The sequence below is a fragment of the Limosilactobacillus balticus genome, from assembly GCF_014145615.1.
Taxonomy (GTDB): Bacteria; Bacillota; Bacilli; order Lactobacillales; family Lactobacillaceae; genus Limosilactobacillus; species Limosilactobacillus balticus.
Genome location: NZ_JACIVH010000042.1, coordinates 159,736 through 184,975 on the forward strand (window position 1 = coordinate 159,736; position 25,240 = coordinate 184,975).

The 25,240-nt window shown below is 35.0% G+C and carries 30 protein-coding genes; 19 read left to right on the plus strand and 11 right to left on the minus strand.

Annotated elements, in window-relative coordinates:
• Window positions 1-113: 113 nt before the first annotated feature.
• From H5S10_RS01555 to H5S10_RS01610, 12 genes are all read left to right on the plus strand, one after another.
• On the plus strand, window positions 114-1,286 hold the full coding sequence (locus H5S10_RS01555) for an MFS transporter (protein WP_182588497.1): 1,173 nt from the start codon (window positions 114-116) through the stop codon (window positions 1,284-1,286).
• Between the two features lie 211 nt (window positions 1,287-1,497).
• Complete coding sequence (locus tag H5S10_RS01560; protein ID WP_182588498.1) at window positions 1,498-2,160, plus strand: flavodoxin; 663 nt, start codon at window positions 1,498-1,500, stop codon at window positions 2,158-2,160.
• Between the two features lie 67 nt (window positions 2,161-2,227).
• Window positions 2,228-2,680 (plus strand): flavodoxin, encoded by a 453-nt coding sequence (locus H5S10_RS01565; RefSeq protein ID WP_182588499.1) that lies wholly within the window; start codon window positions 2,228-2,230, stop codon window positions 2,678-2,680.
• Window positions 2,681-2,692: 12 nt separating this feature from the next.
• Window positions 2,693-3,040 carry a MerR family transcriptional regulator gene (locus H5S10_RS01570; RefSeq protein WP_182588500.1) on the plus strand — a complete coding sequence of 116 codons (348 nt, stop codon included), beginning with the start codon at window positions 2,693-2,695 and terminating at the stop codon, window positions 3,038-3,040.
• Between the two features lie 38 nt (window positions 3,041-3,078).
• A complete protein-coding gene (locus H5S10_RS01575; RefSeq protein WP_182588501.1) occupies window positions 3,079-3,504 on the plus strand; it encodes a MerR family transcriptional regulator in 426 nt (141 codons plus the stop codon).
• Between the two features lie 173 nt (window positions 3,505-3,677).
• Complete coding sequence (locus H5S10_RS01580) at window positions 3,678-4,715, plus strand: zinc-dependent alcohol dehydrogenase family protein (RefSeq protein ID WP_182588502.1); 1,038 nt, start codon at window positions 3,678-3,680, stop codon at window positions 4,713-4,715.
• 73 nt (window positions 4,716-4,788) lie between these two features.
• The gene (locus H5S10_RS01585) at window positions 4,789-6,090 is read left to right on the plus strand and encodes a PTS transporter subunit EIIC (protein WP_182588503.1); all 1,302 of its coding nucleotides are present in this window, start codon (window positions 4,789-4,791) and stop codon (window positions 6,088-6,090) included.
• Window positions 6,077-6,922 (plus strand): alpha/beta hydrolase, encoded by an 846-nt coding sequence (locus H5S10_RS01590; RefSeq protein WP_182588504.1) that lies wholly within the window; start codon window positions 6,077-6,079, stop codon window positions 6,920-6,922. Before H5S10_RS01585 ends, H5S10_RS01590 begins: the two co-directional genes overlap by 14 nt.
• Window positions 6,923-7,060: 138 nt before the next feature.
• Window positions 7,061-8,632: an amidohydrolase gene (locus H5S10_RS01595; protein WP_182588505.1), complete on the plus strand. Its 1,572-nt coding sequence runs from the start codon at window positions 7,061-7,063 to the stop codon at window positions 8,630-8,632.
• A gap of 215 nt (window positions 8,633-8,847) precedes the next feature.
• Window positions 8,848-9,501 carry a glucose-6-phosphate 1-dehydrogenase family protein gene (locus tag H5S10_RS01600; protein ID WP_182588506.1) on the plus strand — a complete coding sequence of 218 codons (654 nt, stop codon included), beginning with the start codon at window positions 8,848-8,850 and terminating at the stop codon, window positions 9,499-9,501.
• A gap of 139 nt (window positions 9,502-9,640) precedes the next feature.
• Window positions 9,641-9,907: a toxin-antitoxin system gene (locus tag H5S10_RS01605; protein ID WP_182588639.1), complete on the plus strand. Its 267-nt coding sequence runs from the start codon at window positions 9,641-9,643 to the stop codon at window positions 9,905-9,907.
• Window positions 9,882-10,205, plus strand: coding sequence for a type II toxin-antitoxin system RelE/ParE family toxin (locus tag H5S10_RS01610; protein ID WP_231795674.1), 324 nt, complete (start codon window positions 9,882-9,884; stop codon window positions 10,203-10,205). Before H5S10_RS01605 ends, H5S10_RS01610 begins: the two co-directional genes overlap by 26 nt.
• 288 nt (window positions 10,206-10,493) lie before the next feature.
• Here H5S10_RS01610 and H5S10_RS01615 read toward each other — a convergent pair whose 3' ends face one another.
• Window positions 10,494-11,171, minus strand: coding sequence for an MgtC/SapB family protein (locus H5S10_RS01615; RefSeq protein WP_182587274.1), 678 nt, complete (start codon window positions 11,169-11,171; stop codon window positions 10,494-10,496).
• 96 nt (window positions 11,172-11,267) lie between these two features.
• The gene (locus tag H5S10_RS01620; RefSeq protein ID WP_182588508.1) at window positions 11,268-12,143 is read right to left on the minus strand and encodes a LysR family transcriptional regulator; all 876 of its coding nucleotides are present in this window, start codon (window positions 12,141-12,143) and stop codon (window positions 11,268-11,270) included.
• A 290-nt stretch (window positions 12,144-12,433) separates the two neighbouring features.
• Between H5S10_RS01620 and H5S10_RS01625 the strand changes: the two genes are divergently transcribed.
• A complete protein-coding gene (locus H5S10_RS01625) occupies window positions 12,434-12,577 on the plus strand; it encodes a hypothetical protein (protein ID WP_182587272.1) in 144 nt (47 codons plus the stop codon).
• Window positions 12,578-12,600: 23 nt separating this feature from the next.
• Entirely contained in the window at window positions 12,601-13,620 is a 1,020-nt protein-coding gene (locus tag H5S10_RS01630; protein ID WP_182588509.1) for an alpha/beta hydrolase, read from the plus strand.
• Window positions 13,621-13,669: 49 nt separating this feature from the next.
• Here the strand turns inward: H5S10_RS01630 and hpt are convergent, their stop codons facing one another.
• Window positions 13,670-14,209 (minus strand): hypoxanthine phosphoribosyltransferase, encoded by a 540-nt coding sequence (gene hpt / locus H5S10_RS01635; RefSeq protein ID WP_182587270.1) that lies wholly within the window; start codon window positions 14,207-14,209, stop codon window positions 13,670-13,672.
• A gap of 215 nt (window positions 14,210-14,424) precedes the next feature.
• On the opposite strand from hpt, the gene H5S10_RS01640 reads away from it, so the two are divergent.
• Complete coding sequence (locus H5S10_RS01640; RefSeq protein ID WP_182588510.1) at window positions 14,425-15,444, plus strand: serine hydrolase domain-containing protein; 1,020 nt, start codon at window positions 14,425-14,427, stop codon at window positions 15,442-15,444.
• Between the two features lie 67 nt (window positions 15,445-15,511).
• On the opposite strand, the gene arsC is transcribed toward H5S10_RS01640, so the two are convergent.
• The 8 genes from arsC to H5S10_RS01680 all read right to left on the minus strand — a co-directional run bounded on the left by arsC (window position 15,512) and on the right by H5S10_RS01680 (window position 22,015).
• Window positions 15,512-15,922 (minus strand): arsenate reductase (thioredoxin), encoded by a 411-nt coding sequence (arsC, locus tag H5S10_RS01645; protein WP_035169933.1) that lies wholly within the window; start codon window positions 15,920-15,922, stop codon window positions 15,512-15,514.
• 335 nt (window positions 15,923-16,257) lie between these two features.
• Window positions 16,258-16,752 carry a prolyl-tRNA synthetase associated domain-containing protein gene (locus H5S10_RS01650; RefSeq protein ID WP_182588511.1) on the minus strand — a complete coding sequence of 165 codons (495 nt, stop codon included), beginning with the start codon at window positions 16,750-16,752 and terminating at the stop codon, window positions 16,258-16,260.
• A gap of 133 nt (window positions 16,753-16,885) precedes the next feature.
• Window positions 16,886-17,005: a cysteine peptidase family C39 domain-containing protein gene (locus H5S10_RS10195; RefSeq protein ID WP_080707486.1), complete on the minus strand. Its 120-nt coding sequence runs from the start codon at window positions 17,003-17,005 to the stop codon at window positions 16,886-16,888.
• A 45-nt stretch (window positions 17,006-17,050) separates the two neighbouring features.
• Window positions 17,051-17,821 (minus strand): LytR/AlgR family response regulator transcription factor, encoded by a 771-nt coding sequence (locus H5S10_RS01660; RefSeq protein ID WP_134907738.1) that lies wholly within the window; start codon window positions 17,819-17,821, stop codon window positions 17,051-17,053.
• A gap of 12 nt (window positions 17,822-17,833) precedes the next feature.
• The gene (locus H5S10_RS01665; RefSeq protein WP_182588512.1) at window positions 17,834-19,096 is read right to left on the minus strand and encodes a GHKL domain-containing protein; all 1,263 of its coding nucleotides are present in this window, start codon (window positions 19,094-19,096) and stop codon (window positions 17,834-17,836) included.
• A 17-nt stretch (window positions 19,097-19,113) separates the two neighbouring features.
• Window positions 19,114-19,278: a bacteriocin gene (locus H5S10_RS01670; RefSeq protein WP_136001999.1), complete on the minus strand. Its 165-nt coding sequence runs from the start codon at window positions 19,276-19,278 to the stop codon at window positions 19,114-19,116.
• Between the two features lie 142 nt (window positions 19,279-19,420).
• The gene (locus tag H5S10_RS01675; protein WP_182588513.1) at window positions 19,421-19,906 is read right to left on the minus strand and encodes a DUF3278 domain-containing protein; all 486 of its coding nucleotides are present in this window, start codon (window positions 19,904-19,906) and stop codon (window positions 19,421-19,423) included.
• Between the two features lie 1,179 nt (window positions 19,907-21,085).
• Window positions 21,086-22,015, minus strand: coding sequence for an AEC family transporter (locus H5S10_RS01680; protein WP_182588514.1), 930 nt, complete (start codon window positions 22,013-22,015; stop codon window positions 21,086-21,088).
• Window positions 22,016-22,044: 29 nt separating this feature from the next.
• On the opposite strand from H5S10_RS01680, the gene H5S10_RS01685 reads away from it, so the two are divergent.
• The 4 genes from H5S10_RS01685 (at window position 22,045) to H5S10_RS01700 (ending at window position 25,074) form a co-directional block, all read left to right on the plus strand.
• Entirely contained in the window at window positions 22,045-22,224 is a 180-nt protein-coding gene (locus H5S10_RS01685; protein WP_231795601.1) for a transcriptional regulator, read from the plus strand.
• A gap of 95 nt (window positions 22,225-22,319) precedes the next feature.
• The gene (locus tag H5S10_RS01690) at window positions 22,320-23,000 is read left to right on the plus strand and encodes a response regulator transcription factor (RefSeq protein WP_182588515.1); all 681 of its coding nucleotides are present in this window, start codon (window positions 22,320-22,322) and stop codon (window positions 22,998-23,000) included.
• A complete protein-coding gene (locus tag H5S10_RS01695; RefSeq protein WP_182588516.1) occupies window positions 22,997-24,334 on the plus strand; it encodes a sensor histidine kinase in 1,338 nt (445 codons plus the stop codon). Before H5S10_RS01690 ends, H5S10_RS01695 begins: the two co-directional genes overlap by 4 nt.
• A 98-nt stretch (window positions 24,335-24,432) precedes the next feature.
• Window positions 24,433-25,074: a PepSY domain-containing protein gene (locus tag H5S10_RS01700; protein WP_182587265.1), complete on the plus strand. Its 642-nt coding sequence runs from the start codon at window positions 24,433-24,435 to the stop codon at window positions 25,072-25,074.
• The last annotated feature ends 166 nt before the right edge of the window (window positions 25,075-25,240 follow it).

Here is a 25,240-nt window from a genome sequence, read left to right on the forward strand (position 1 = left end):
CGTCACAATGATAGTTATAAATAAGCGCCAATCATTCGGAGCTTCGGATGATTGGCGCTTATTTGGTGTGCACATGTAGATAGTAGATACAAGTTAAAGAAAGAAGCGATTAAATGAGAAGAAAGAATGATTCGTTCTTTTCGCGAGATATTGTTTTAGTTATGGTTGCTACATTTTTATTTCAGTTTAGTGTGATGTCAGTCAACCCATTGATTAATGGTTATGCGAAAAGTTTAGGTGCTGGTAGTGCATTTGCAGGAATTATTGTTGGAATAATGAGTATCACCTCAATGTTTCTACGACCGATTGCCGGTAACTTGACTGATCAAGTTTCAAAGTTTCGATTGACGCTTATTGGAGGAATTTTGTGTACAATTGGTAATATTGGTTACATTATTACGCCAAAAGCGGGATTACTACTCTTATTTCGGCTAATTAATGGAACAGGGTTCGTCTTTTGTACTGTCTGCATGGCTACATGGTTAGCTTTTCTTGTGCCCCGTAATCATGTTGGAGAAGCCATGGGATATTATGGTCTGTTAAATGCAACCTCAATGGCACTAGCACCAGCATTAGCAATTAGTCTTTACCAAATGATTGGCTATAAGACGATGCTTAGTATTTCAACTGTTGCTGTTATTTTAATGGTTATTGCGATTCAGTTTATTGGCAACCGCGCTCAACCAGTAACAACTATAAAAAAGACAAATCACTTTAAAATCCTTCAACGTGATGCCTTACCTGTAGCAGTAATCGTCTCGTTGTTCTCTATCCCCTATTTTGCAACGCAAGCTGATATTGTAGAATATGTTGCACAACGCGGATTACATGTTACCATTAGTCTTTATTTTCTGATTTATGCAATTGTTTTGTTTATTATTCGGATTTCGCTAAAAAATTATTTCGATACTGTTAGGTTTGGGATCTGGTTTGGTATTTGTACTATCGCAACAGTAGTCTACATTATTTTTTTAACAATTATGAATAACAATTTCGAAATGGCAATTGCAGCAGGGATGATGGCGCTTGGCTATGGGATAATGTTTTCAATTTGTCAGTCAACATCACTCTTGCTTGCACCAATTGAAGAGCAAGGCCTTGCCAGCTCGACTTTTTATCTTGGCCTTGATATTGGCATGGCATTAGGCCCTATTCTGGGTGGCTTAATTAGTAATATTTTCTCAATTTGTTGGTATTATCCAATAATGCTTATTTTAATTCCAATTATCTTATTGGTTTTCATTTTGAATCGTCAAAAATTAAATAGTGCAGTTGATCAAAACTAAAATCATATAAAATATTATTTTTTCTAAAAAACACTTGCCTTACAGCGAACTTTAAGGTTTATAGTACCTACATAATATCAATGAGAATCAATGCAAAATTTAAGGAGGAAGGGAAATGATAGTAAATCAATTAATTGGACTTAGTGTTTTATTTATACTGCTTTTAATCATGATTACAGGTACGACAAATAGACGTTAGGAAGTGAACATAATGGCGCTTTTTAAACGAAATGTACAAATTACAGCTAAAATTGATGGTCAACCGATTCAGGCACCTCAATTAGGAATGCCGGCACTTCAATGGCGAAATGGCTATGGGGTTTCTTCGGATGGAAAAGATACTAATAGTCAAAATAAGCCAACTCGGCGATTAACAAAAGACACAAAAGAGATTATTATTTATTTTTCGCGATCTGGAAGTACCGAGTTATTAGCTGCCAAATTGGCTAAACTTACCGGAGCTGATATTCTAGAAATTGTAATTGATGAACCATATTCAGGAAATTATCGACAAACGTTATCAAGAGCAAATTTTGAACGCCAAACTGAATCTTATCCAGAGTTAAAAATGTCGGTACCAGATTTAAGTCAATATGACCGTGCCTATTTAGGATATCCGATTTGGGCAATGACATTATCACATCCAATGACTTCCTTCCTGCTTGATTATGGAAATTTATTGAATCAAAAACAAATTGTTCCTTTTATGTCTGAAGGCGGTTATGGACAGGGAAATAGTGTTCAGCGAATTTCACAGATTCTCCGCCAAAAAGGAGTACAAGCTACTGTGTATTCTCGCCCATTAGTAGTGGATGGTAATAAGGTTGACCGTTCTGATTATCAAATTGAACGGTGGTTAAAAAGTTTAAATTAATATCTTGCCTTAAAGTTAACTGCAGGGTTTATAGTAGTAGCAAAGTTTAGATAAGGGGGACAAAATAATGTCAAAAGTATTAATAGCGACTTATTCCTGGTCAGGACGAACTGAAAGTGTTGCGCAAAAGTTAAAACAGATAATTGGGGACGCTGATATGTATAAAATAGAGGCACCTGATAATACTTTCGATCAAGATATGTATAAGACTGATGAAATTGCGACAGCACAAATTAACAATAACCAATATCCTGATTTAGTTAATGAAATGCCAAACACCGACCAATATGATCTTATTTTAGTTGGTAGTCCTGTATGGCGAGGGGCACCAGCAACTCCAGTTCACACCTTCCTTGAAAAAATCCAAAATTATTCTGGTAAAGTAGCATCTTTTTATACTGATGCCGGAATGGCAAATGGATATGAAGAAACATTTAAGCAATGGGCTGGTAAACTAAATGTGCTCCCTGCACATGAAGGATCAAATAATTTAGCAACATGGCTTAAAGAATTAAATTAAAGGAGTAAAATAATGAACATTCAACAAGTAGCGGAGAAACTATCTATTTCTACCGATACAATTCGTCGTTGGGAACGTCTTGGAATGATTCCACCTGTTACGCGCGATAGTGACGGGTTAAGAACCTTTACTGATGCGGATGTTCGATGGGTTAAATACGCTAAACTACTAAATATGATGAATGTTTCTCCTGATTTTCAAATAGAATATGTCAAGTTAGTGAAGTTAGGTAAGGATGCTCTTCCAGCGCGGCTAAGCCTCCTTAATGAGCAAGTCGACCAATTAAAAGAGGATCACAAATGCTTAGTTGATCAACTCAATCAAATGGAAAAGACGATTGAAGAAGAAGAACTCGCTTAACGTGTTAAAATAGAAAATAAACTACAGGAGGAAACTAAATGAATATTAAAGAAGCAAGTGAGCGTTTAAATATTCCCAAAGAAACATTGCGTTACTGGGAAAATAGCGGATTGATTCCGGAAGTTCCTCGTAATAGTAGTGGCTATCGGGACTATACTGAAAATGAAATTAAGTGGGCTCTTTTCATTAAAGCCATGCGAAATGCAGGGATGTCAGTTGAGTCGCTAATTGAATTTATTAACCTTTATAATGAACATAAAAGTAGTCGTGAAGCTCAAAAGTCTTTAGTAAAAGAACAATATGATATTCTTTTAGCTAAGCGAAATGAGCTCGACAAGACCCTTAATTACTTATCATATAAGCTTGATCATTTTGAGGACCATGTAATACCTTTCTTAGAGGAAGAGAATTACTATGAGTTGAGAAAAGAAAAGATGCTTGATGATAAAAGTGAAACAAAATAAAGTATGTGGCTGGTGAAAATGAGATTATGTTTCACTAGCCATTTTTTAAATCTTTTTCTATTGAATTCTGTTATTTTTGTAGAGCCTAATTAAAAAAGTTCTTGCCTTGTAGTCGACTCGAAGGTTTATATTGTATATTGTTAATTAGATAAAACGTAAAGGAGCAGATATAAATGAAAGCAGCCGTATTTATGGAACCTGGTAAGATGGAAGTTCATGAAGTAGAGAAGCCAACCATCCAAAAGCCAACCGATGCAATTTTGAAGATTGTCCGTGCTTGTGTGTGCGGGTCTGATCTTTGGTGGTACCGTGGAATTGCTGACCGTGAAAAAGGATCGTTAGTTGGTCACGAAGCAATTGCAATTGTTGAAGAAGTTGGATCTGACGTTAAAGATGTTAAGCCTGGTGACTTTGTAATTGCACCATTTACTCATGGTTGTGGTCACTGTGCTGCTTGTTTAGCCGGCTTTGATGGTGATTGTATGAACCAAGAAGCTGGTGGTAATGGTGGTTACCAAGGTGAATACCTTCGTTTTACTAACGCTAACTGGGCATTAGTAAAGATTCCTGGTCAACCATCAGACTACACAGACGAACAATTAAATGACCTCTTAACTTTAGCTGATATTATGGCAACTGGTTACCACGCTGCTGCAAGCGCTGAAGTTAAAGAAGGCGATACTGTTGCTGTTATCGGTGACGGTGCTGTCGGCCTTTGTGGGGTAATTGGTGCTAAATTACGTGGTGCTAAGCGGATTATTGCTTTGAGTCACCACGAAGACCGGGCAAAGCTTGCTAAAGAATTCGGCGCTACCGATATTGTTGCTGAACGTGGCGATGATGCAGTTAAGAAGGTTCTTGAATTAACTGATGGTAATGGTGTTGACGCTGTTCTTGAATGTGTGGGTGCCGTATCTGCCATTGAACAAGCTGGGAAGTTAGCTCGTCCAGGTGCAATTATTGGTCGTGTTGGTGTTCCACAAACTGAACCTGCATCTAACAATCTTTTCTGGAAGAACATTGGCCTTCGGGGAGGAATCGCTTCTGTAACTACTTATGATCGTGATGTCCTTCTTGATGCAGTATTAAAGGGTGAAATTCATCCCGGAAAAGTCTTTACTAAGAGCTTCAGTCTGGATGAAATTCAAAAGGCATATGAAGCAATGGATAAGCGTGAAGCAATTAAGTCATTAGTAATTGTAAGTGAATAAAAACTAAAGTCTGAGATCAATAAATGGCTCAGACTTTTTGTGGTTTAAAGATAATTTTTAATGAGGAAGACTTATGAATAAAAATGAAAAACTAATTAAGTGGGCAATATGGTTTAACCGCTTGTCATTTGTGCAAATCTTTCGTGAAACAATGATAATGTTATTCCCCGTTGCTTTAATTGGAACCATTGTTTGGATCATTAGCGATAATCTTTTAGCTCCTAATGGCTTTTTGGCGAATGTATTATATATTCGGCAGTGGTTTCCAGAACGCCAATTTTTTAGGGCATTATTCAATGATGCAACGATGATTACTGTTGGCTGGTTAGCGTCTTATGCAGCATTTGTCAGTGCCATTATGACTACCCGCCGCTATCGACGAGAAAATCTAATTGCGGGTGTTTGTGCAATGATTAGCTATGTATTAATCTTTTATCATAGTGTTCGTGGTAGTCAGACGCTTGAAACGCGGTATTTTGGTGCAGGATGGTTGATTATTGGAAGCCTTGTGGGATATGTTATTGGATTGATTTTTGTGAAATGGGGTTATCACTTTACCTTGAGCGATATTCGTTTAGAGAGCAGGAAGCTAATGGCAAGAGTTTTGCGAAATCTTAAGCCGTTTACAATTTCCTTTAGTGGGGCCTTCATCCTCCATACTTTATACGCAGTGTGGCGGACATTTAATCTTGATGCCATCACGACCCAAAATATCTCTTCACTCATTGGACGTCATAGTAATTATTTTCTTAATATCACTTTATCATTTTTTAATACACTTTTAGTTTGGTTGGGATTTGCGGAGCCAACTAATATTGCTAATGATGCTTATAGCAATGAGGTCAGAAATAATCTAATCTATGCTTTAACGCATAAGTCATTTGCTGTTCCATATCCTTTTACGCCATCATCTTTATATAATGGCTTTGCTAACTTTGGCGGAATTGGCGTTACCTTAGCATTAGTCATTGGTATTTTATGGGTGGGACGCCAGAATAATCAGCAAGAAATAGCGAAACTAAGTGTTTTTCCCGCAATTTTTAATCATGGGTTACCAATTTTATTTGGCTCGCGTGTTTTTCTTAATCCTGTTTATGTTTTTCCCTTTATTCTTTTGCCAATCGCTAATATGTTGATTGCGAGTGTATTTATCTTTATTCATGCAATTCCACCAATTGTTTATCCGATCCCAAATGGAACACCTGGAATATTGATTCCATTCATTGGAACTGGTGGAGATTGGCGTGCACTTTTAATCTCAATCTTATTAGTGATTATGGATATAATAATTTATATTCCGTTTATCAAATTAGCATTTGCAGTTGAGGAACGCTTAGTAAAAGAGCAGGAGGAATTTCAAAATGAAGATAAGTAAGCGTCATAAAATAATTATTATTTCTTCAATAGTCATCCTCGTGCTTTTAACAGTGGTTTCTTATTGCTGGTCTCGAAAAAGTGTTAGCGTTCTTGAAAAGCGTCAACAATCGCAAATGTCTCCAGTAATTATGATTCCAGGAAGCAGCGCGACTGTTAACCGGTTTGATACGCTGGTGGCAAAGATTAACCAACGTGACCGGCAAAATCATAGTTTGCTAAAAGTTAAAGTTTATAACAATGGTAAAATCACTTACACTGGACAGATCAGACAAGGCGATAATGAACCTTTTATTGTCGTCGGGTTCGAAAATAATCATGATGGCTATAGTAACATCAAAAAGCAAGCCCGCATGTTTAATACAGCCTTTAACCAGTTAAAAGCGCAATATAATTTTAATAATTTTAAGGGCATTGGTCATTCTAATGGTGGGCTAATCTATACGTATTTCTTAGAGCATTACTTTAATGAGCGACAAATTCGGATAAAGCGATTAATGACAATCGGGACACCATATAACTTTGCGGAACCCTCAAATCGGCGGACGCAAATGCTAACTGATTTCATTAAAAACCGTAAAAAATTACCCAACAATCTGACAATGTACTCGATTGCTGGGTCAGAAAATTATGTTGAAGACGGGTTGGTACCATTAAGTAGTGTGCTTGCTGGAAAATATATTTATCAAGGAGAAGTGCGGCACTATACACAAATTACGGTGACGGGAAAGCTAGCTCAACATTCAGCATTGCCGCAAAATCAGGAAGTCTTAAGTTTAATTAGAAGGTATATTTTAAATCCCCATCCTGAACGTGCACGACCAAACAACTAGTTAAAAATATTTATAAAACGTGATGGCTTAATATGTCATGGCGTTTTTTATTTAAATAATAGTCATTTTTAAAGCGATTTCATTCTATAATAAAAGTATCTTTGGTAAGGATATCTGAAGGTGAAAGGAGTTATGATAATGCCTACGCAGACATTTATTAATGGTAAAATCTTTGTTGGGGATACTGAGGACCATTTTGTTAATAGCATGGTAGTTGACGATGGAGCGGTTAAACAAATTGGTGATAATTTACCTAATGAAGGCGAAGTTATTGATCTTCAAGGACGAACAGTATTGCCAGGATTGATTGATTGTCATACCCATCCTAAATATATCGCTGATGCTCTCCATGGTGTTGCTTGTACTCCGCCAAATGTTAATAGTATTAAAGAAATGCAAGAAGCACTTCGCAATTCTCGCACATATGGTCAAGGTGCAGATGTTTGGATTGAAGGTTGGGGTTTTGACGAGACAAAATTAGCAGAACATCGGAGCCCTAATCGTGATGATTTAGATGCTGTGTCAACAACGCAACCAATCTTTATTTATCGTTCTGACTGTCACTCTTCTGTCGGCAATTCTAAAGCCTTGGAGATTGCAGGAATTGATGAAAACACGCCTGATCCGGTTGGTGGGAAAATTGAACGATCTGCTGATGGCCGACCAACTGGTTTTATGCGGGAAGTTGCGGCATCACAATTGCTTATTCGTGCTAAGTCAGCCCAGAGTTATGAAAATGATGTAGCTAATATGGTTAATAGTTCCGAACATTATCTTAAAGAAGGAATTGTGGCAATTGGTGAAATGATGGGCCGGATGAAGCCATATACTTCCTTAAAACTATACCAAGATGCAGTTAAACAAGGGTTTGGTCCGAAAGCCTCGATCTACTATGTCTTTGATGAAATTGATCCACAAGTTGGACTGCAACCAAGTGGGGATGAAAAACTCCGCGTTGCTGGAATTAAAGTATTTATGGATGGTAGCATTTCTGGTGAAACGGCATATAATACTGATCCTTATCCATCGGGAAAAATGGGAGTTAGTTTGACTTCGGTGGAAAAACTTCAGCGAGCAGTTAAGATGGCGCGTGATAATAAGCTTCAATTAGCTGTGCATGCGATGGGCGATAAAGCAATTCAAACAGTAATTGACGTAACAAAGGATATGAAGCCATGGTTAACAACGATGCCATCCGTACGAATTGAACACGCATCTTTAATGACTGATCAAATGTTTGCAGAAATTGCCAATAGTGAAATGAACTATGCGTTAGTCACACAACCAATCTTTTTCTTTGCGGAGGATGAATCCTATCGTCATTATCTTTCACCGGCACAGTTTAAATTAGCTTATCGCGTTAAAACAATGTTAAATTCTCAAGCAATGTTAGGTTTAAGTTCTGATGCTCCATGTACGCCATGGGCCGAACCTGATAGTCCCTTTTATAGTATTTATGCGGCTGTAACGAGAAGGGCCGCTAATGGTGATGTTGTTAACGCCGAAGAAGCAATTACGGTTCCACAAGCTATTCTTGGTTATACCCGGGATGGTGCTAAAATTGGCGGCTTCGATGATAATGGTACGCTTGAAGTAGGAAAGGCCGCGGACTTTGTTATTTTAAATGATGATATCTTTACAGTTGCGCATAGTGAACTCAAAAATATTCACGTTAATGAAACCTGGATGGCGGGGAAGAGAGTTAAATAGAAAGTAGAAGTGATGCTAGGGAAAATCCTTAACATCACTTTTTAAATTAAATTAGCTTTTTGCAAAAACTTGCGTAACTTTTAAAGCCCTGTCTTTAAGGAAGAATTAACCTGAAAAAACAGCGAATATTTATATTAGCAAGGGCTTGTTCGATCTTGGGGAGCGTGCTTTGATATAATTTATTTTGATGAAGAGATAAAAAGGGGCGAGCTAAAATGACAGCATTATCAGAGGATATGTTTGCAATCTTTGACCAGCCAGAGTTTTCCTTTAAGAAAATTAAGGAAAATCAATCACCAGAAGAAGTTGCCGAATTAAAGGAGAAGTTTAAAGCAGTTTGGCAAGTGTGGAAGAAGGTAAATCAAACTGTCGCTAGTCAATTACCACCGGACCAATTTGCGAAGGTTCACGTTGAGAGTTGGACAAATGGTTGGAACTTGCGCAACCATTATTGGGCCTCTTACCGCTTAGCATCGTTAGCAGACTATAATCCCTGTATTGGGGTGATGCTTGATAAAAACCAGTTACAGGTCTATCTAATGTTTCAACATTATAAGAGTGAACAACGCCAAGGCACGGTAGATGAATATAACCAATTACTGGATAGAGTACCAGAATGGGCTGATAATATTGATGCCACACATTGGTATCTTTGGGATAAGAATGAGATGGAATTTTCTGATCATTTGTTGCTAACTAAATACCTCAATAATCATGATATTCAGCAACAATTTAATTCTGAGGCACGAAAAACTAGCTTTTTGCTTGGAAAGTTTGCATTTCGGGGAAAAGACCAAGTTGATGATATGGAAGAATACATCAGTTCAGTTATTAGGCAACTTACCCCACTATATGAAGAATTGAAGTGAAAAATTTGGAAGAATTATACACCGCAGATGGAATTGTAGGTGCACTAAATGAAAATCCAGTGGGGATGTTACCAAAGGATGTTAAGTAAGCTAAAACACCTCAATATAATTATGTTATAATTATATTGAGGTGTTTTATATGCAATATAAACCAGTAAAAGCGCGAAAACAAGGGACGTCTTTAACATTAACTATTCCTGCTCAATTTAAGGTAAGTGAAAATGCATTATTCGAACCTAGGTTAAAGGATGATGGAACAATTATGTATTCTCCTATTGTCAGTTCTGAAGATATTGAACATGATCGGAAAATGATTGAAGCATCTTTTGCTAGTGATAAATTATTTACTCCTGAGGAAATGAAAGAACGTTTTGGCAAGTATGGTTGGGGAAAGCATGAAGATTAGGTATACACGTCAATTTGGAGATTCCTTAGAACAAATTATTAATTATTGGCAAAATAAATTACAATTGTCTTCAATAACTATTAGCTGTTTTACAGACCATATCAGCCAAAAGATAGATTTATTAACAGATTTTCCGCAAATGGGGACAGATATAACAGACCTGTATCAGTTTAATCAAACTACATACCGGTTATTGATTGGACATAGTTACGAGATTTTCTATCGAATAGATAAAGAAAATAATTCTATTATAGTTGGATCGATTTTCAGTACGGCGCAAGTAAAAGTAAAGTTTTAAAAGGGCACCAGAAGCTAGTTACAACTTCTGATGCCCTTTTAGTTAATAATCAAGCGTTAAATTCGCTAAAATTTTTTTGAATTAGATCAAGATCATCATCATTTATTGCTAAGCCTAATAATTTGTTTTATAAAATGAAACTTATCTTTATGCACGTAATCGCCCCCCTTTAATACCGCCTTGCCACCATAGTCCTTCTAGTGGGGGAGTAACAAATTAAACTAGGACTCTTTCCGGGAACTCTGCTCTTTTCTGAAATTATAAGCCATCTTGTCACTTCCTATGTTTTTATTCTAGCTCAACTTTTTTAATATTGCCTAGCCCAGTAAGATCAGTAAAAACGTTCTCTGATTTAACCCCAGATCTTAATTCACCATAAAGTTGGCAGGAGATTTTTCCGTCTCCATAATCATAGATCGAGTATTTGAGCGGGACATTAAAATATTTTTTGTTTAACTGATTAATAAGTGCATGCAAATCATCAGTGTTTCCTTCTAACTGGATAAAGCAAGAGAATCCTTTACTTTGCTTGAGTGCAAATTGATCCAGATATTTTCCAAGCACTTCTGCTAAGAGGACACAACAAGTACCGATAACCCCGATGCTATATAAACCACTACCGTAGGCAAGGCCGATTGCACCAGTAACCCAGATTCCTGCTGCGGTTGTTAAACCATCAATTATTTGATCATGACGATTAATAATTGTTCCAGCACCCAAAAAACCAATTCCGCTAACAACTTGCGCGGCAATCCGCGATGGGTCAACATTCCAATTACTATGAGTAATCTTCATTAAATCGAAAAAACCATATTTTGAAATAATCATGACCATTGCTGCTCCCACAGCGATCAATGCATGGGTACGAATTCCAGCATTTTTGGCCTTACTCTTTCGCTCAAAACCAATAATTCCTCCACATAAGGCAGCCATAAGCATCCGTAAACACCAGTCAAGCCTAAGCAATATTTACCTCTCCTTTACCAAAAGCTAGTTATTATCAATTTTATTATTCTAACTGTACTATATCGCGTTTAGATGTTTAAAGCTAAAATTATAGTTTTAATTGAGAGATGCTGTAAGACGTTTAATAAATAGTTGGGCTACTTTTGATTGGACGATATTCTTTTTCCAAATAATATTTGTTGGTTCAGTAAGAGCAGGAGAAAGGGGACGGAAAACAAGATTATTACTATTCGAATTATTAATAAGATGGTCGAATATAATCATATATGTATTTCCCTGATTGACCATTAGTTGGGCATTGAATACTAAAGTGAACGTACCGATAATATTCATTTTTTCATCGAGATTACCCCACCACTCTTGAAAGGTATGTTCTTCCAAGGCTTGTTCTGACACTAAAAGAGGAAGTCCAATGAGATCACTAGGAGTAATAACATCCTTTGTTGCTAAAGGATCATTCTTTTTTATGACTAATCCCCAGGTATTAACTTCAGGTAAATTTAGGTAATTATACTTCTTAAGATCACGTTTACCCATTAAAACTGCAAAATCAATTGTTCCGTGCTTTAAAGCAGTTTCCATTTCATCGGCATTTCCGCTAATGAGGTGAATTTTTACATCTGGATAGGCTTGGATGATTTCACTGACAACTTTCATTATTCGCTTCATTCCGACACTTTCTCCAGCGCCAATTGATAAGCGTCCAGTAATTACCTGGTCAGATTGAATATTTGCAGCTGTTTGGTCTACTAATTGAACAATTTCTCTTGCTCGCGTCCGAAGGTATTCTCCTTCTTGAGTGAGGGTAATTTGGCGGTGACCACGAGTAAATAATTTTGCGCCGAGTTCGGTTTCCAAGTCAGACAATTGCTTCGAAAGGGTTGGTTGTGAAACAAGTAATTCATGAGCTGCTTTGGTCATGTTTTGATATTGTGCAACAGTAAGAAAATAACGTAATACGCGAAGTTCCATTATTAATTCTCTCCAATAACTAAAAACTATCGATACCTATATTATATAAGTATTTCTAATAGCGGAGAGATTTAAATATAATAAGTTAAAAGAAGGGATTATATGATTAAACAAAAGAGTGATCAAATCATCACGACTGTCTCAATTGCTGGTTATATGTTATACCAATTTTGTCAGTTTATAATGGCTCAAGGTTTGCTGTGCGGTTAATTTTTGAAAGATTGTGCCAAGAACAACATAATAATGGTATTTGAACAACGATTGTATACCCAGGTTCGGCAGCCACGGAATTGTCTAGCTTAATCAATAATCCTGAAAATAAAAAGCAGAATTTGAAAAAAGTTGCCTTACATGTAGATAATATTGCGAGGACAGTTGAATTTGTCAGTGACATGCCAGAAGTTAATGAAATGATTGTTCGTACAATTAAATAAGACATCTAAGGAGAGATTAAATCATGAAATATAGTGTAAAACCATTAACCGAAGACACTCGTGTATTCAAAGTTAATCCTAAAATTGAAGTAAAAGAAGTTCGTTTCCAAAACCGTTACAGCTTTATGGTTGCTGGTGACCTTTACCTTCCAGAAAATTTTGATCCGAAGAATAAATATGCTGCGATTGTAATTTCTGGTCCATTTGGAGCGGTTAAGGAACAAGCTAGTGGTTTATATGCCCAAACTTTGGCTGAACGTGGCTTTGTAACTATAGCATTTGACCAATCAACTACTGGTGAAAGTTCTGGTGAAATTCGGAATATGGCTTCTCCAGATATCTTTGTTGAAGACTTCTCTGCTGCCGTTGACTTCTTTGGTACCCAGGAATACATTGATCGTGAAAAGATTGGGGCAATTGGTATCTGTGGTTTAGGATCACATGTTTTAACTGCTGCTTCGATTGATGTCCGGATTAAAGCTGTTGCCACATCAGTAATGTACGACATGGCTGAATCAATGTGGTCAGGTCTTAACAATTCTAAGACTGAAGAAGAACGGGACAAGGAAAAGCAATACTTAGCTAAGATTCGTTGGAAAGATGTTGATCAAGATGTTCACCTTGGTGGATTCCACGAATTGCCATTTGATGAAAATGGTAACCCAGTTCGTGCTGATAAGTTATTCCCAGATGAATTACCTGCCGATGCTGATCCGGTCACGACTGAATTCTTTAACTACTATGTAAAACGTGCTTACCATTCACGCGCCATTAATTCAGCGATGATCTGGGACGCTACAAGTCCATGGGGCTACTACAACTTCCCACTTCAACAACGGATTGAAAAGATCACTGCACCTAAGTTAATTGTTACTGGTGAAAAAGCTCATTCACGTTACATGGCTGAAGATGCTTACAAGCGGTTGACTGATCCTAAGGAATTGGTATTAGTGCCAAATGCAACGCATACTGATCTTTACGACCAAATGGACAAGATCCCATTTGATAAGTTTGACAGTTTCTTTAAGGAAAATCTGAAGTAACTAAAAAGCATGTAGGATGCGAAAATTAAATTCGCAAACCACATGCTTTTTATTTTTCATATACAGAACGCTTCAGCACACCCACATATGGAAGGTTGCGGTAGAGACCATCAAAGTCTAGGCCGTATCCAACAATAAATTCGTTGGGAACTTTAAAGCCAACGTAATCGGCTTCAACATCAACTTCACGCCGGTCTGGCTTATCAAGTAAGGAGCAAATCTCAATACTCTTAGCGCCGCGATTAGCAAAAAGAGCAGCGAGATACTTTAATGTATGACCAGTATCAATAATATCTTCCATAATAATAACTGGTCGATCCTTAATATCGTGGGAAAGATCTTGAATTAATTTAACTTTTCCAGTGGATTCTGAACTTTCTTCGTAACTAGAGACGTCGACATAATCAACGTTTAACTTGAAATTAAGGCGCTTCATCATTTCGCTAGTGAAAATCATTGCCCCTGTCATTACGGAAACTAAAATTGGAAATTCATTTTGATATTTTTCAGTAAGTGTATTGGCAAGTTCATCTAAGCGTTGATTGACTTGATCTTGGGTGTATAAAACTTTTTCGACGTCGTTATTCATTCTAGCTCTCCCTTAATAATGTTCGTTGTTTACGAACTATTTTTACGATTTTTATTTATTGACGTTAGAATTTTAACATAAATCGAATGAATTTAAAGTGTTTTAGTAATAAAAATCAGATTTTTATTCTACTTTGTAAGGTGGGGTATAAAATTTGTATAATACAGGTAGATATTTTTTTCGAAAACGGATGCCTGGAAGGAATACTTATAATTATGAAAAAAGTTAACTTGTATATTTTTTTGACGCTCTGTTCCTTTGCCATTTTTTTGTTGACTACACCATCAAAGGTGAAGGCAGAAGTAGTTGACAAACAAACGCAACACCAACTTCAAGACTATATGAAAGACCATCATATTAATGGGGTAATGTTGGTTAGTGGTAAAGATGGAAAGCCAATTGCTATTGAAAATAATGAAACCACAAATAAAGATCAAATCATAAAAGCGGATCGACTATTTCCCACGGCATCGCTTCAAAAGATTGTAACGGGAACTGCTGTTTACCAATTAAAGCAAAAAAAGCAGTTAGATTGGGATACTTCGCTAAGTAAGTATTACCCACAGATTGATGGCAGTAAAGATATTACGATTCGGGAATTAATGAACCATACCAGTGGCTTGATTAATAATGATCGTCCCTTTGAACCACTTAGAGGCCAAAAAGCCCAAATTGCTTATATGCTTAAACATCTCAAATATGATCATGCCCATACGTGGGATTATCAAGATGTTGATTATGAAATATTGGCAGCCATTGTTAGTAAGCAAACACATTTAAGTTATAATGCCTATATTCGAAAAAACTTTGCTAAACCACTCCATCTTCACCAAATTAAAGATTTTTCTGAGGTTTCAAAAAAAGAAATTCCGCAACCTATGGATCCAACAGTTGATTGGCACCGGGTAACTGTAACGACCTCCTCAGATTTTGGAGCGGGGAACTTATTCATATCACCAAACGATTATTGGAAGTTTGTATATAATGAGGTCCTGAAAGATCCAAAAATGATTAATGAATATTATCATCAAGCCCAATATCAAGAAGTGGCCTATTTTGGTGGGGTCTACTTTGATGGGGATGTTATCCGGGCTAATGGAAGTATTCCTGGATATAACAGTTGCTTTGTCGCCGATTACAAGACGAAACGAATGGTTATGCTGTTCTCTAATAATATCGATTATCTAAAATTAAAGGCAGCTTCGGATGATATTCTCCATAATTATATGGAATAACGATAAATGCCTTCTGAGTAAACAAATGAGTTTTGCTCAGAAGGCATTTTTAGATATTAGTATAATTTTACGGGTTGCTTGCCAAGGCTAAAATCCGCTGCTTAATCTCATTGCGTACTTGCCGGAAAATTTGCAACTGCTGTTCAGGAGTTCCGGTGGCTTGTGCTGGATCTGGCAGAGGCCAGTAGATACTGTGCGTTGGAGGAGCGATGACTGGGCAACGGTCTTTGGCGTCTCCGCATAAGGTTACAATTAAATTGGCGGTCTTAAAATAATGAGGATCAATCGTTTTAGAATATTGGTGACTAATATCGATATTGTCTTCTGCCATTACCTCAATTGCTAGGGGGTTAACGCCATGAGCTTCAAGACCAGCACTTTGGATTTCGTACTTGTCTTTCAGAAAAATTCTTGCATATCCTTCCGCCATTTGACTGCGACAAGAATTGCCAGTACATAAGAAATAAATTTTATTCATTTTAGTAATATCTCCTGGGATAAAATTAGGATCAAGTAGGCTGAGGGACTAGAGAGAAGCAGAATTACTGATATAATAACATGAAAAAGTTAGGAATTTAAGTTGAAAACTAGTAAAAGTGAACACGAGCTTAAAATAGACTTATATATTGCTTGTTACTTATTCCTAATAGGTACGTTACGTCACAATGTAATTTCCTGACGGGGGATCACCTTATATCTGAAGGTGGCTCTGTTTTTTACTTGAACTTATTTGCTATTAGTGAGAACATTACAAGACAAAAAAACTCCCCCAAAAAAAGAGGGAGCTAATCGCAATAAGTAATCGACTGGTGGTTACAAATCAATAATTTCTGGTTCAAAATCAATCTGCTTAAAAAATTTGAATAAGTCATCTGTCTTAATAAAAATTGTATGAGTATTTTCATTGGGATGGAAAGTCTGAATTGGTTCGTCGACAATGTCCTTGTCAAAATACACCTTTACATTATGAGCTTCATTATTTAGGAGGCCAAATGGTGAAACAATTCCTGGTGCTAAGCCAAGCTGTTCTTGCAGATATTCCGGTCGAGCCATTGAAACCCTTTTAGCTCCAGTTAGGGTCATAAATTCATGAAAGTCCATTGTTTTTTTGTCATCCATAATAACCATGTAGAAATTCTTTTTCTTCCCTTTCAGAAACATGGTTTTAGTGCGCACACCTTCATGACCAGCGATATATGCATCAGCTTCTTCGGTGGTGTGAGCAGCAGGGTGATCAATCACAGTATAATCAGTTATTCCGAAATTCTTTAGGGCATCTTTAACTTGCTGATAGGTTCCTAATGTCATAATTTTGCTCCTTAATTAAATCTCTTATCGTGAAACGCTTACATTAATTATAGGATAAACCATCAAAATTAGGGAGTGAGAGGCTGTCTTTTTCATGAGATGAGCAATAAAAGGATAAATTACATCTTTTGAATCAAATAAACTGATATGCTTTAACATCCATTTTTAACTTTTCTGCTGCTTTTACAATCCCAAGTGCAGTAGTTCCATCAGTAGTGGTTTTTGTGAATTTTCGCAGAGTTACTAATGAAATTTTAGATCCGTAATTATAAAGAACTGTTGCTAATCTACATCAGTCTTATTGACTTGATTTATATAGATTATTTAATTCTTTAGCTCTGCTTCTAGAATACTTAAGATAATCATTGTTGGAAAACTTAATAAGCCGTTTTTTGGTATTAATTGTTTCAACATTTTGTAAGTTAATTAAGCTAGACTGAGAAGCCTTGAAAAACATAGAATAATTTTGCTCAATTGTTTTAATATCACCTGAGAATTCCCCTTGACCATTAGATGTAACAATCTTTAATTTATGAGGGAATTTTGTAGTAGAGATATAAAGGATATTACTGAAGTTTACATTTATAATCCTTGTACCAACTTTATAACTGAATGTATTTTTTTTAATATAGTTAAATTCATTCAGTTTCCTTATAGCTAGTTCTAGGGTTTCGGTTAGCCGTCTTTGTAAATCTCGTTGGTTTGTAGTTTTAGTTATATAGTCCAACGGATTAATTCGACGTTGAAAGGTGAGAAAAGCTAGTTCTTCATGCGTTGTAATAAAGATTATTTGTGCTTTTTCGTTAAGTGTTTTTATCTTTTGAGCTAAATCTAGACCACCTTTTGAATTAGAATTTTCATCTAACTGAATATCTAAAAAGGCAATAATATTATTTAAATCACTATTAAACTCAAGGTAATCTAATACACTCTCTGCGTCGGTTGCAATCAAATCAATGGTTGGCTGAATATCTTGTTCTTCAAGGATAATTGATGACATTTTAAGTAGTGTGGCGATATTTTTTGCTTGGGTTCTGTCATCATCGCAAATTATTAAATGATATTCCATTTTTTGTCCTTTCTATTCAAAAGAAATTATAAGAGTAAAAGATTCATCTTCTATGCTATAAGAAGTAAATGCATTATTATATTTTGCAATCGTTTTTTGTACTGTAGCTAGTCCTAAACCATGGTGGTTAACTTTATTTGAAACTCCTTCTGCAGTGATATTTCCAATATCAATGTTAGAATTACACGAATTCTTTATTTCAAATTCTAGTTTTCCAGGTGTTGGTTGATAAAGCATAGAATAAATATATATGTTATTTATTCCGCTTTTTTTAAGTTGCTCGCATTCTTCAATTGCATTATCATAGGCAATTCCGATTATTCTGGTTAAATCAAATAAATCTATTTTTGGTAACTTAGTTACTTTATTTACACATTCAAATTTGTATTTTATGTCTTTCTGGTATATTGAATTTAATTTACTAATGAAGATACTTCGTAAAACATCATTTTTGATATTCTTTGTGTCTTGAAATTGCCAAAGCGAGTCTTTTCCTAATCTTTCTTTCGAATATTTTTCTAATTTTTCCAATAGTTCTAGATTGTTACCACTTAAAGCGCTAAGTTTTAAACTATTTAATAAATTTTGATAGTCGTGCTTAAAGCGCCTTAACCTAGATTGGCTTTCTTCTAAATTTTGAATTAAGAATAGTAAGTCCTTCTTTTCTTGTAAATTTAGCTTTTTCTGTTGGATTTGTTTATTAGCTTTGTAGATAAAAATGGTGAAAATGCATTGTAAAATTAATAGACAAAAAATAGCAATAAATGATGGCGTAAAACTTGGAATAGCAATGATTATAAAACCAGCGATATTTAAGGTTATAAATAAATAAAATAGAATCCACAAATTGATGGAACTATTATCATTTTGAAAATATTGGATAGGATTATAGATTCTTAGAATAATAAAGCTAGAAAAATATAAAGTAATGCTAATTAGAATTTGGTAATTGATGGAAATACTGAAAAAATTTCCTATAACGTAAGTGCAGAAATCTATAAGAATTGAATTTAAGGAAACCAATAATAGAGCGCTAATCAATAGATATTTAGGCGCTTTTTTCTTGTAATAGAGATATAAAAGAAAGGCTTCGAGTAATGGTGAAAAGTAAGCGCCAATATACCCAAGGCCATCAATGATAAAAATAATAATAAATGTGCTTAATAGAAACCATATATCAGTAATAAAAAGCTTTTTTCGTAAAAGAAAAAGAAATAAAAAGTAGTCAATCACTATAGAGAACAACGAAGTAAGTATTTGGAGATAAAAATTCAAAGTAATTACCTTCTAAATTAGTGAAAAATGCCTTTTAACTTTTTATAAATTGTATATGTGTAATCTTTATCAGTTATTCGTCCAAAGCTTTGAAGAGATACCATTTGGCTAGATTGTTGTTGTATATTACCACCTATAGTAGTTGCTAATTGTTTTGTTGAAAGTTTTTTATAACTTTGCATAATTCTGTCCCCTAACAATTTTTTAATAGTTTTATTCTAACAAGATCTAGTTTTTAAATCAGTGAAATTCAAAAGTGGGTAAATAGCACTCAAATTCTGTAAAGAAGGTAGTTGCTTATATGGGTTTTGAAAAATATTGACCTTATTTGTTTCTGTACCAAGTAATAAGAGCCATAAGCACCCCATATATAATCCCAATTACAGTTGGAATTATATAACTCATGGGATTTTTTAATTCGCTAATAAGTGAAGTATGAAAACTAAGAGCATTTGTAAGAGAATTAAGTAAATAAATAATCAGTGTTATATATACAGCTGAAGTAAAACTATTCTTTACAATATGTGTGTTATCATGAGTCACGACTCTATTAATTTTACGTTTTGCATATATAGAATAGCCACCAACAATATAAACTGTAAAAATCAGTAACGCCCCAGCTAAAACATTAAAAGACAATTCATAATTCTCTGTTGTAGTAACAATGAAAAAGGAAATAAGAACTGCAACGAGGTTAAAAAGAAATAAGCTAACAGCGATATTAAGACTAATCTTCGCTATATAATCTTTATCATTCTTATTTGTTAATTTGGGCATATTATAGAACCATTGAAAAAGTTTATTATTCATTAATTTACTCCTCTTAAAAAGTTTGGTTTTTACTATAGCATAATTTATCTTTTTTAATAATTTTCTTCTAATTTTAGTGGAATTTTAGCGTATTAGGATGTTGAAGCAGGATATGAGTGTAATTTGTACAAATTAGAAGTTTTCATTTAGCTGTCTTAATTTACTTTATGCTTAAAGTATAGAAATTGAGAAGGAAATTATTATGAAAAAATTTTTGTTTGATCCATTATATTTTTTGCCATAGCTTTTATGTATTTAATATTTGATTACAATTTTGGCATGATATCGATGTCAATCTTTTGTGGACTTTCATTATTAATTAGTAATCTAGGAAAGAAATTTTTATATCTGCAAGCACTATTGTTCATAATATATGGATTATTACTTTTTATAGTTCATCCAAGCACATGGATAGTTTCTGTAATTTTGATCTTAATTGGAATAGTTTTCTTTATATTTTATTTTAGAGGCTGAACTGGCTTCTAGAATAGTTAGAGTCGGAGGAAAAATTGTTTCGACTATCATGGGGGGGTAATGATTTTGATTAACTTTTTGAAAAAGAATAAGTGGAATATAATTGCAATATTAATATTTTTCATTATTTGTGTATACTATGCATACAATAAGAATATTGTTGCTTCTACATCTTCTTTACTTTGTGCAATCTTATGGCTGATTGATTGTTTAAAGAAACAATATTTTTTCTTAGAAGGAATAGCAATAATCTTATATGCTATATTTATTTTGATCATTCGAATAGATTTATGGCCAGGTGCATTGGTGTGTATAGTAATAGGATTGTTTATCTTGTTTTTCTATCTAAAGAAACTTAAAAAGCAATAATCTAGAGAATAAAAGTTATGATCCCAGTTGGATATTGGAATCATAACTTTTTATCTTGCACTTCAACTTTATAATTTTCATTACGAAAGCTCCTTCGCTACTTTGGTTTAGGTACTCAAAGCGTGTGCGAGAGTTTTTGTGTTTTCTTGTTTTTAAAGCACAAACGCATAGAATCGCAGTAAATTACCACGATCCTATGCATTTAATTTTTGATTGTAATATATGGTTTATTCATTTATAAAGCCTTCTTAATATCTAATTCCATCATAGATTAAGGCAGCCGTTATTTGAAATTCTTATTATATTTAGTGTTTTATTCAAAAAATGGATATATTATTACCACAAACTAGCAAACCAATATATTAATGGAATAGTTGCTAAACTCAAAATGGTTGAAATACTCATTAAAACAGTTGCTGGTCGTGCATCACCGTTTGATTGTAAGGTGAAAAGGACGACTAAGCCAGCGACTGGACATGCACTAAAGATTACTGTGGTGAAGAGTGGAACACCAGTGATTCCCAACAATAATAAGATAATTGTCCCTAGAATTGGGAAGAAAATATTCCTTACGAAGAGACTTCCCCAGAGTGCAGTTGGTAATTTGATATTTTTAATCCTTAGGTTGGCAAGATTGCTTCCGATAACAATCATTGATAGTGGAGTAAACGCTGGACTGGTGTAATCAATAAAGCCAGCAATTAATTTTGGTAACCGAAAAGAACTAATGAATAGGAAAAGGCCAATAACAATAGCGATAATATTAGGGTTAAAAATAATTTTCTTTAATTGTGTTCTCCAATCATGTGGCTGCCGTTTTTGAAAAATTCCAATTCCCTGGGTCCACGACATGACATTAAACCCAATCATTGAGGCGACAGCATAAAAGACGCCCACGCTTCCAAAAAGTCCTTGTGCTAATGGAACGCCCATAAAACCATTGTTAGAATAGATGCTTCCATAAGTCGCAATTTGACGAATATTTTGGTCTTTGACATTATGGAAGAATATTTTAGCGATCAAAATAGAAACAAAGTAAGTTAAAAAGACTCCTACAATTAATAGTAATAATTGATAAAAGCGTGATCGTGAAAACGGCTGTTCAAAGGCCTTAATAATTACGATTGGCGATAAAAAATAGAGTGTAATATTTGTTAGGTCATTAATTGATTGTGGATGGAGAAATCCGAGCTTCCTAATAATTGCCCCTAAAAGCATTAGTAAGAAAATAATGACGACCTGGTTAAAAATTTGTCCAATCGACATTACATCACTTCCTTCAGTAAAACATCCTGATGATAAAAAGATATTCATTAACGAGTAATGGGAAAAAAGTAGCAAAAGTTCATGATCAAATGCATGAAATAATAAAGACTAAGTTGGTTGATAAACTAACCGTAAAATATTTAATGGATGAATTAAATATTGTTGCTAATTTCTTGAATGATTTATATCGGCTTGAACAAAAATTCTAATTACCAGTAAAAAAGTTTCATATGAAACTTTTTTTATTTGCCTGCAATCAAAACAGCTAAAATAGTATATAGGACAAATAATTGGAGGCAAAATAATGAAGAAAGCTGTCATTATGTTGGTTGAAGACGAAGAAAGTCTTGCAAGTTTCTTAATAACTGAATTAGAACTAGAAGGATATGAAGTTATCTGGGCAAAAGATGGGCGAGAAGCACTGGAAATATTTAACGAGAAAGAAATAACCTTAATCTTATTGGATTGGATGCTCCCAGTTTATGATGGTCTCACAGTCCTACGACGAATTCGTCAGTCGAGTAATGTTCCAATTATTATGATTACTGCTCGTAGTCAAACCTCTGATATTAGCATGGCGCTAGATCAAGGATTGGATGATTATATTACTAAACCATTTGAAATTGAGGAACTTTTAGCACGAATTAGGGTTGCTCTACGACGATTAGGGCAAGAAAAAGCAGAAAAACATGATTATCATTTTGGACCATTTGAAATAAATTTACTGAAACATCAATTTATGGTTGATGGGAAACAAGTTCATTTAACACCTAAAGAATTTTCCCTCATGGCTGCCCTGATTAAAGAACCAGGAGTTGTCCAAACCCGTGATGACCTTCTTAACGAGATATGGGGTTACAATTTTGACGGTCAGACCAATAATGTTGATGTCTATATCCGTGCTTTGCGCAACAAGTTAGGTAAGTACCGTGATTTAATTAAAACTGTGCGGGGGATTGGTTATGTATTAGGTGATGAGCAATGAACAACACACGTCCAATAACCGCATCACGGCAATTAACTCGTCTTTTCTTAACGTTATTTGCGACAATTTTGGTAATTATTAACTTTCTTTTTGTTGTGACTGCTGCTGATTTAATATATCGCTATGCTGATGAGCAGGCAGAAGAAGTAATTGAAACAATTGAAGAAGATTGGCCAAGAAACGAGAATCAGGAAACTTTTTTAAATGCTTATGTTGCTCGTCAAGACGATGACGCAATTGAGATCACTGATGGAGAACAAAAATATATCTCCCCCAAAGCCCATAAAATATTTAAGCGAATTGACCAGCGGAATTTAGCAATCAAGAATCTACAGTTAACCCGGCATGGAGTCTATTATTTACGGCAGCAAAAAATAGACCATAATCGAATCGTCAAAGTAGCAATTAATGTTGATGATTTAATCGAATTAACGTGCTGGCTCTTGATAGTGACGCTGTTAATTAACCTTGCAATAAGTATCATTGCTCTCCCCATCATTCATCGTTTAGCTCGCCGATGGACACAACCATTGACTAATTTAGATAATGAAATTGATGCAATCACGCCCCAAAGCAATCGATTGCAAACTTTAACGGTTCCGCAACAACCATTAGAGGTACGAAAGGTTGCCCAGTCTTTTAATCATTTGCTAGGACGGCAGTATCGTACAATGCAACGCGAAAAAGAATTTATTGCGAATGCTTCTCATGAGTTGAAGACACCACTTGCTGGAATTCTGGGACATGTAAACCTAATACGAAGGCATGGAGATAAACATCCGGAATTAATTGCTAAGTCATTGAAGTACATTGATCAAGAAGCACAGCGAATGAGTCAATTAATAAATGAACTGCTTATTCTAGAAGGACATCAGACTAAAAAACTAACAGAAATTAACTTGTCAAAAATTGCTTTCGCTGAAGTTGAGTCACTCCAAGGTGCATATCATCAGAAATTTATTGCTAACTTAAATCCGAATATATCTTACCGCATAACAAAAGGTGACTTTCAAAGTCTTGTTCATAATTTGCTAGAAAACGCGGCCAAATATTCACCAACTAATTCAACGATTAATGTTCAGTTAACGGCAGACGATAGCCAAATAGTTTTAAAAGTTGCTGATCAAGGTCAGGGAATTGCAAAGGAAAATCGCCAAAAAGTTTTTGAGAGATTCTACCGTGAAGATGAATCACATTCCAATAAGGTTGCTGGTTCGGGGATTGGCCTTTCGATTGTTAAAATGATTATTGAAAAATATCACGGAAAAATTATGATTCGCGACAATGAACCAGTTGGAACGATTTTTACAGTTTATCTTCCTAAACAAAAATGAAGATTTCTTCATCATACTTTCACCTGTTCTTGGTTTTAGTTGGCAGATTATTTCGTAAAATAAAATTACCAACTAAAGTTAAGAAGGGAAGAATAAAAATGACGGAAAAAAGACAAGATCATCAACCAAACTCAGATAAGAAAAAATCAAGGAAATTTCCTCAAATGACTAAGAAAATGCTTATTACTGCCTGTATTTGTAGCGGGATTGTTTTGGGAGCAGGAGGCACAGTTGGAGTAGTTGCAATACATGGCCATCATGATCAAATCGAAGCAGCTGTTAAACATGAAAAGTTAGCTAAGAAGAGTGATATCAAGATTGATCAACAAGCAGCAATTGATAAATTTAATCAAAAGTATCAAAATAAGCGAATCAATGAAGTTGAATTAGAAAGTGACAATGGTAAATATGTATATACAATAAAAGGCTTTGACAATGCAAATGAGTATAAGGTCAAAGTTAATGCCAAGGATGGTAAAGTAATTTCCAATAAATCTGAAAAGCTTGATAAAAATGATAAGAAATACACATTAGATCCAAGTAAGACAATTAGTCGTGATGAGGCGAGCCAAATTGCAGAAAAAGCAGCTAAGAAGGGTAGTTCTATCGAATGGAAATTAGAACAAGAAAAAGAAAATCAGGCTGTGTGGGAAGTTCAAGTAAAAGATGGACGAACAGTTAAAGAAGTTAAGATTGATGCTGGATCAAAGAAAGTATTAGAGGTTGAAACTGATCATTAATAAAATCCCTCGCATGTGTGAAAGTTGCATGCGAGGGATTTTATTACAATTTTATGTTTAATGATGATTTTCGCGATATTGGTGCGCACTTGTTCCTGTCCAAGTATTTAAAAGCGCGAAAAAATAAATTAGTTTCTTAGTAAGTCAAGAGGAAAATAGTTTTAAT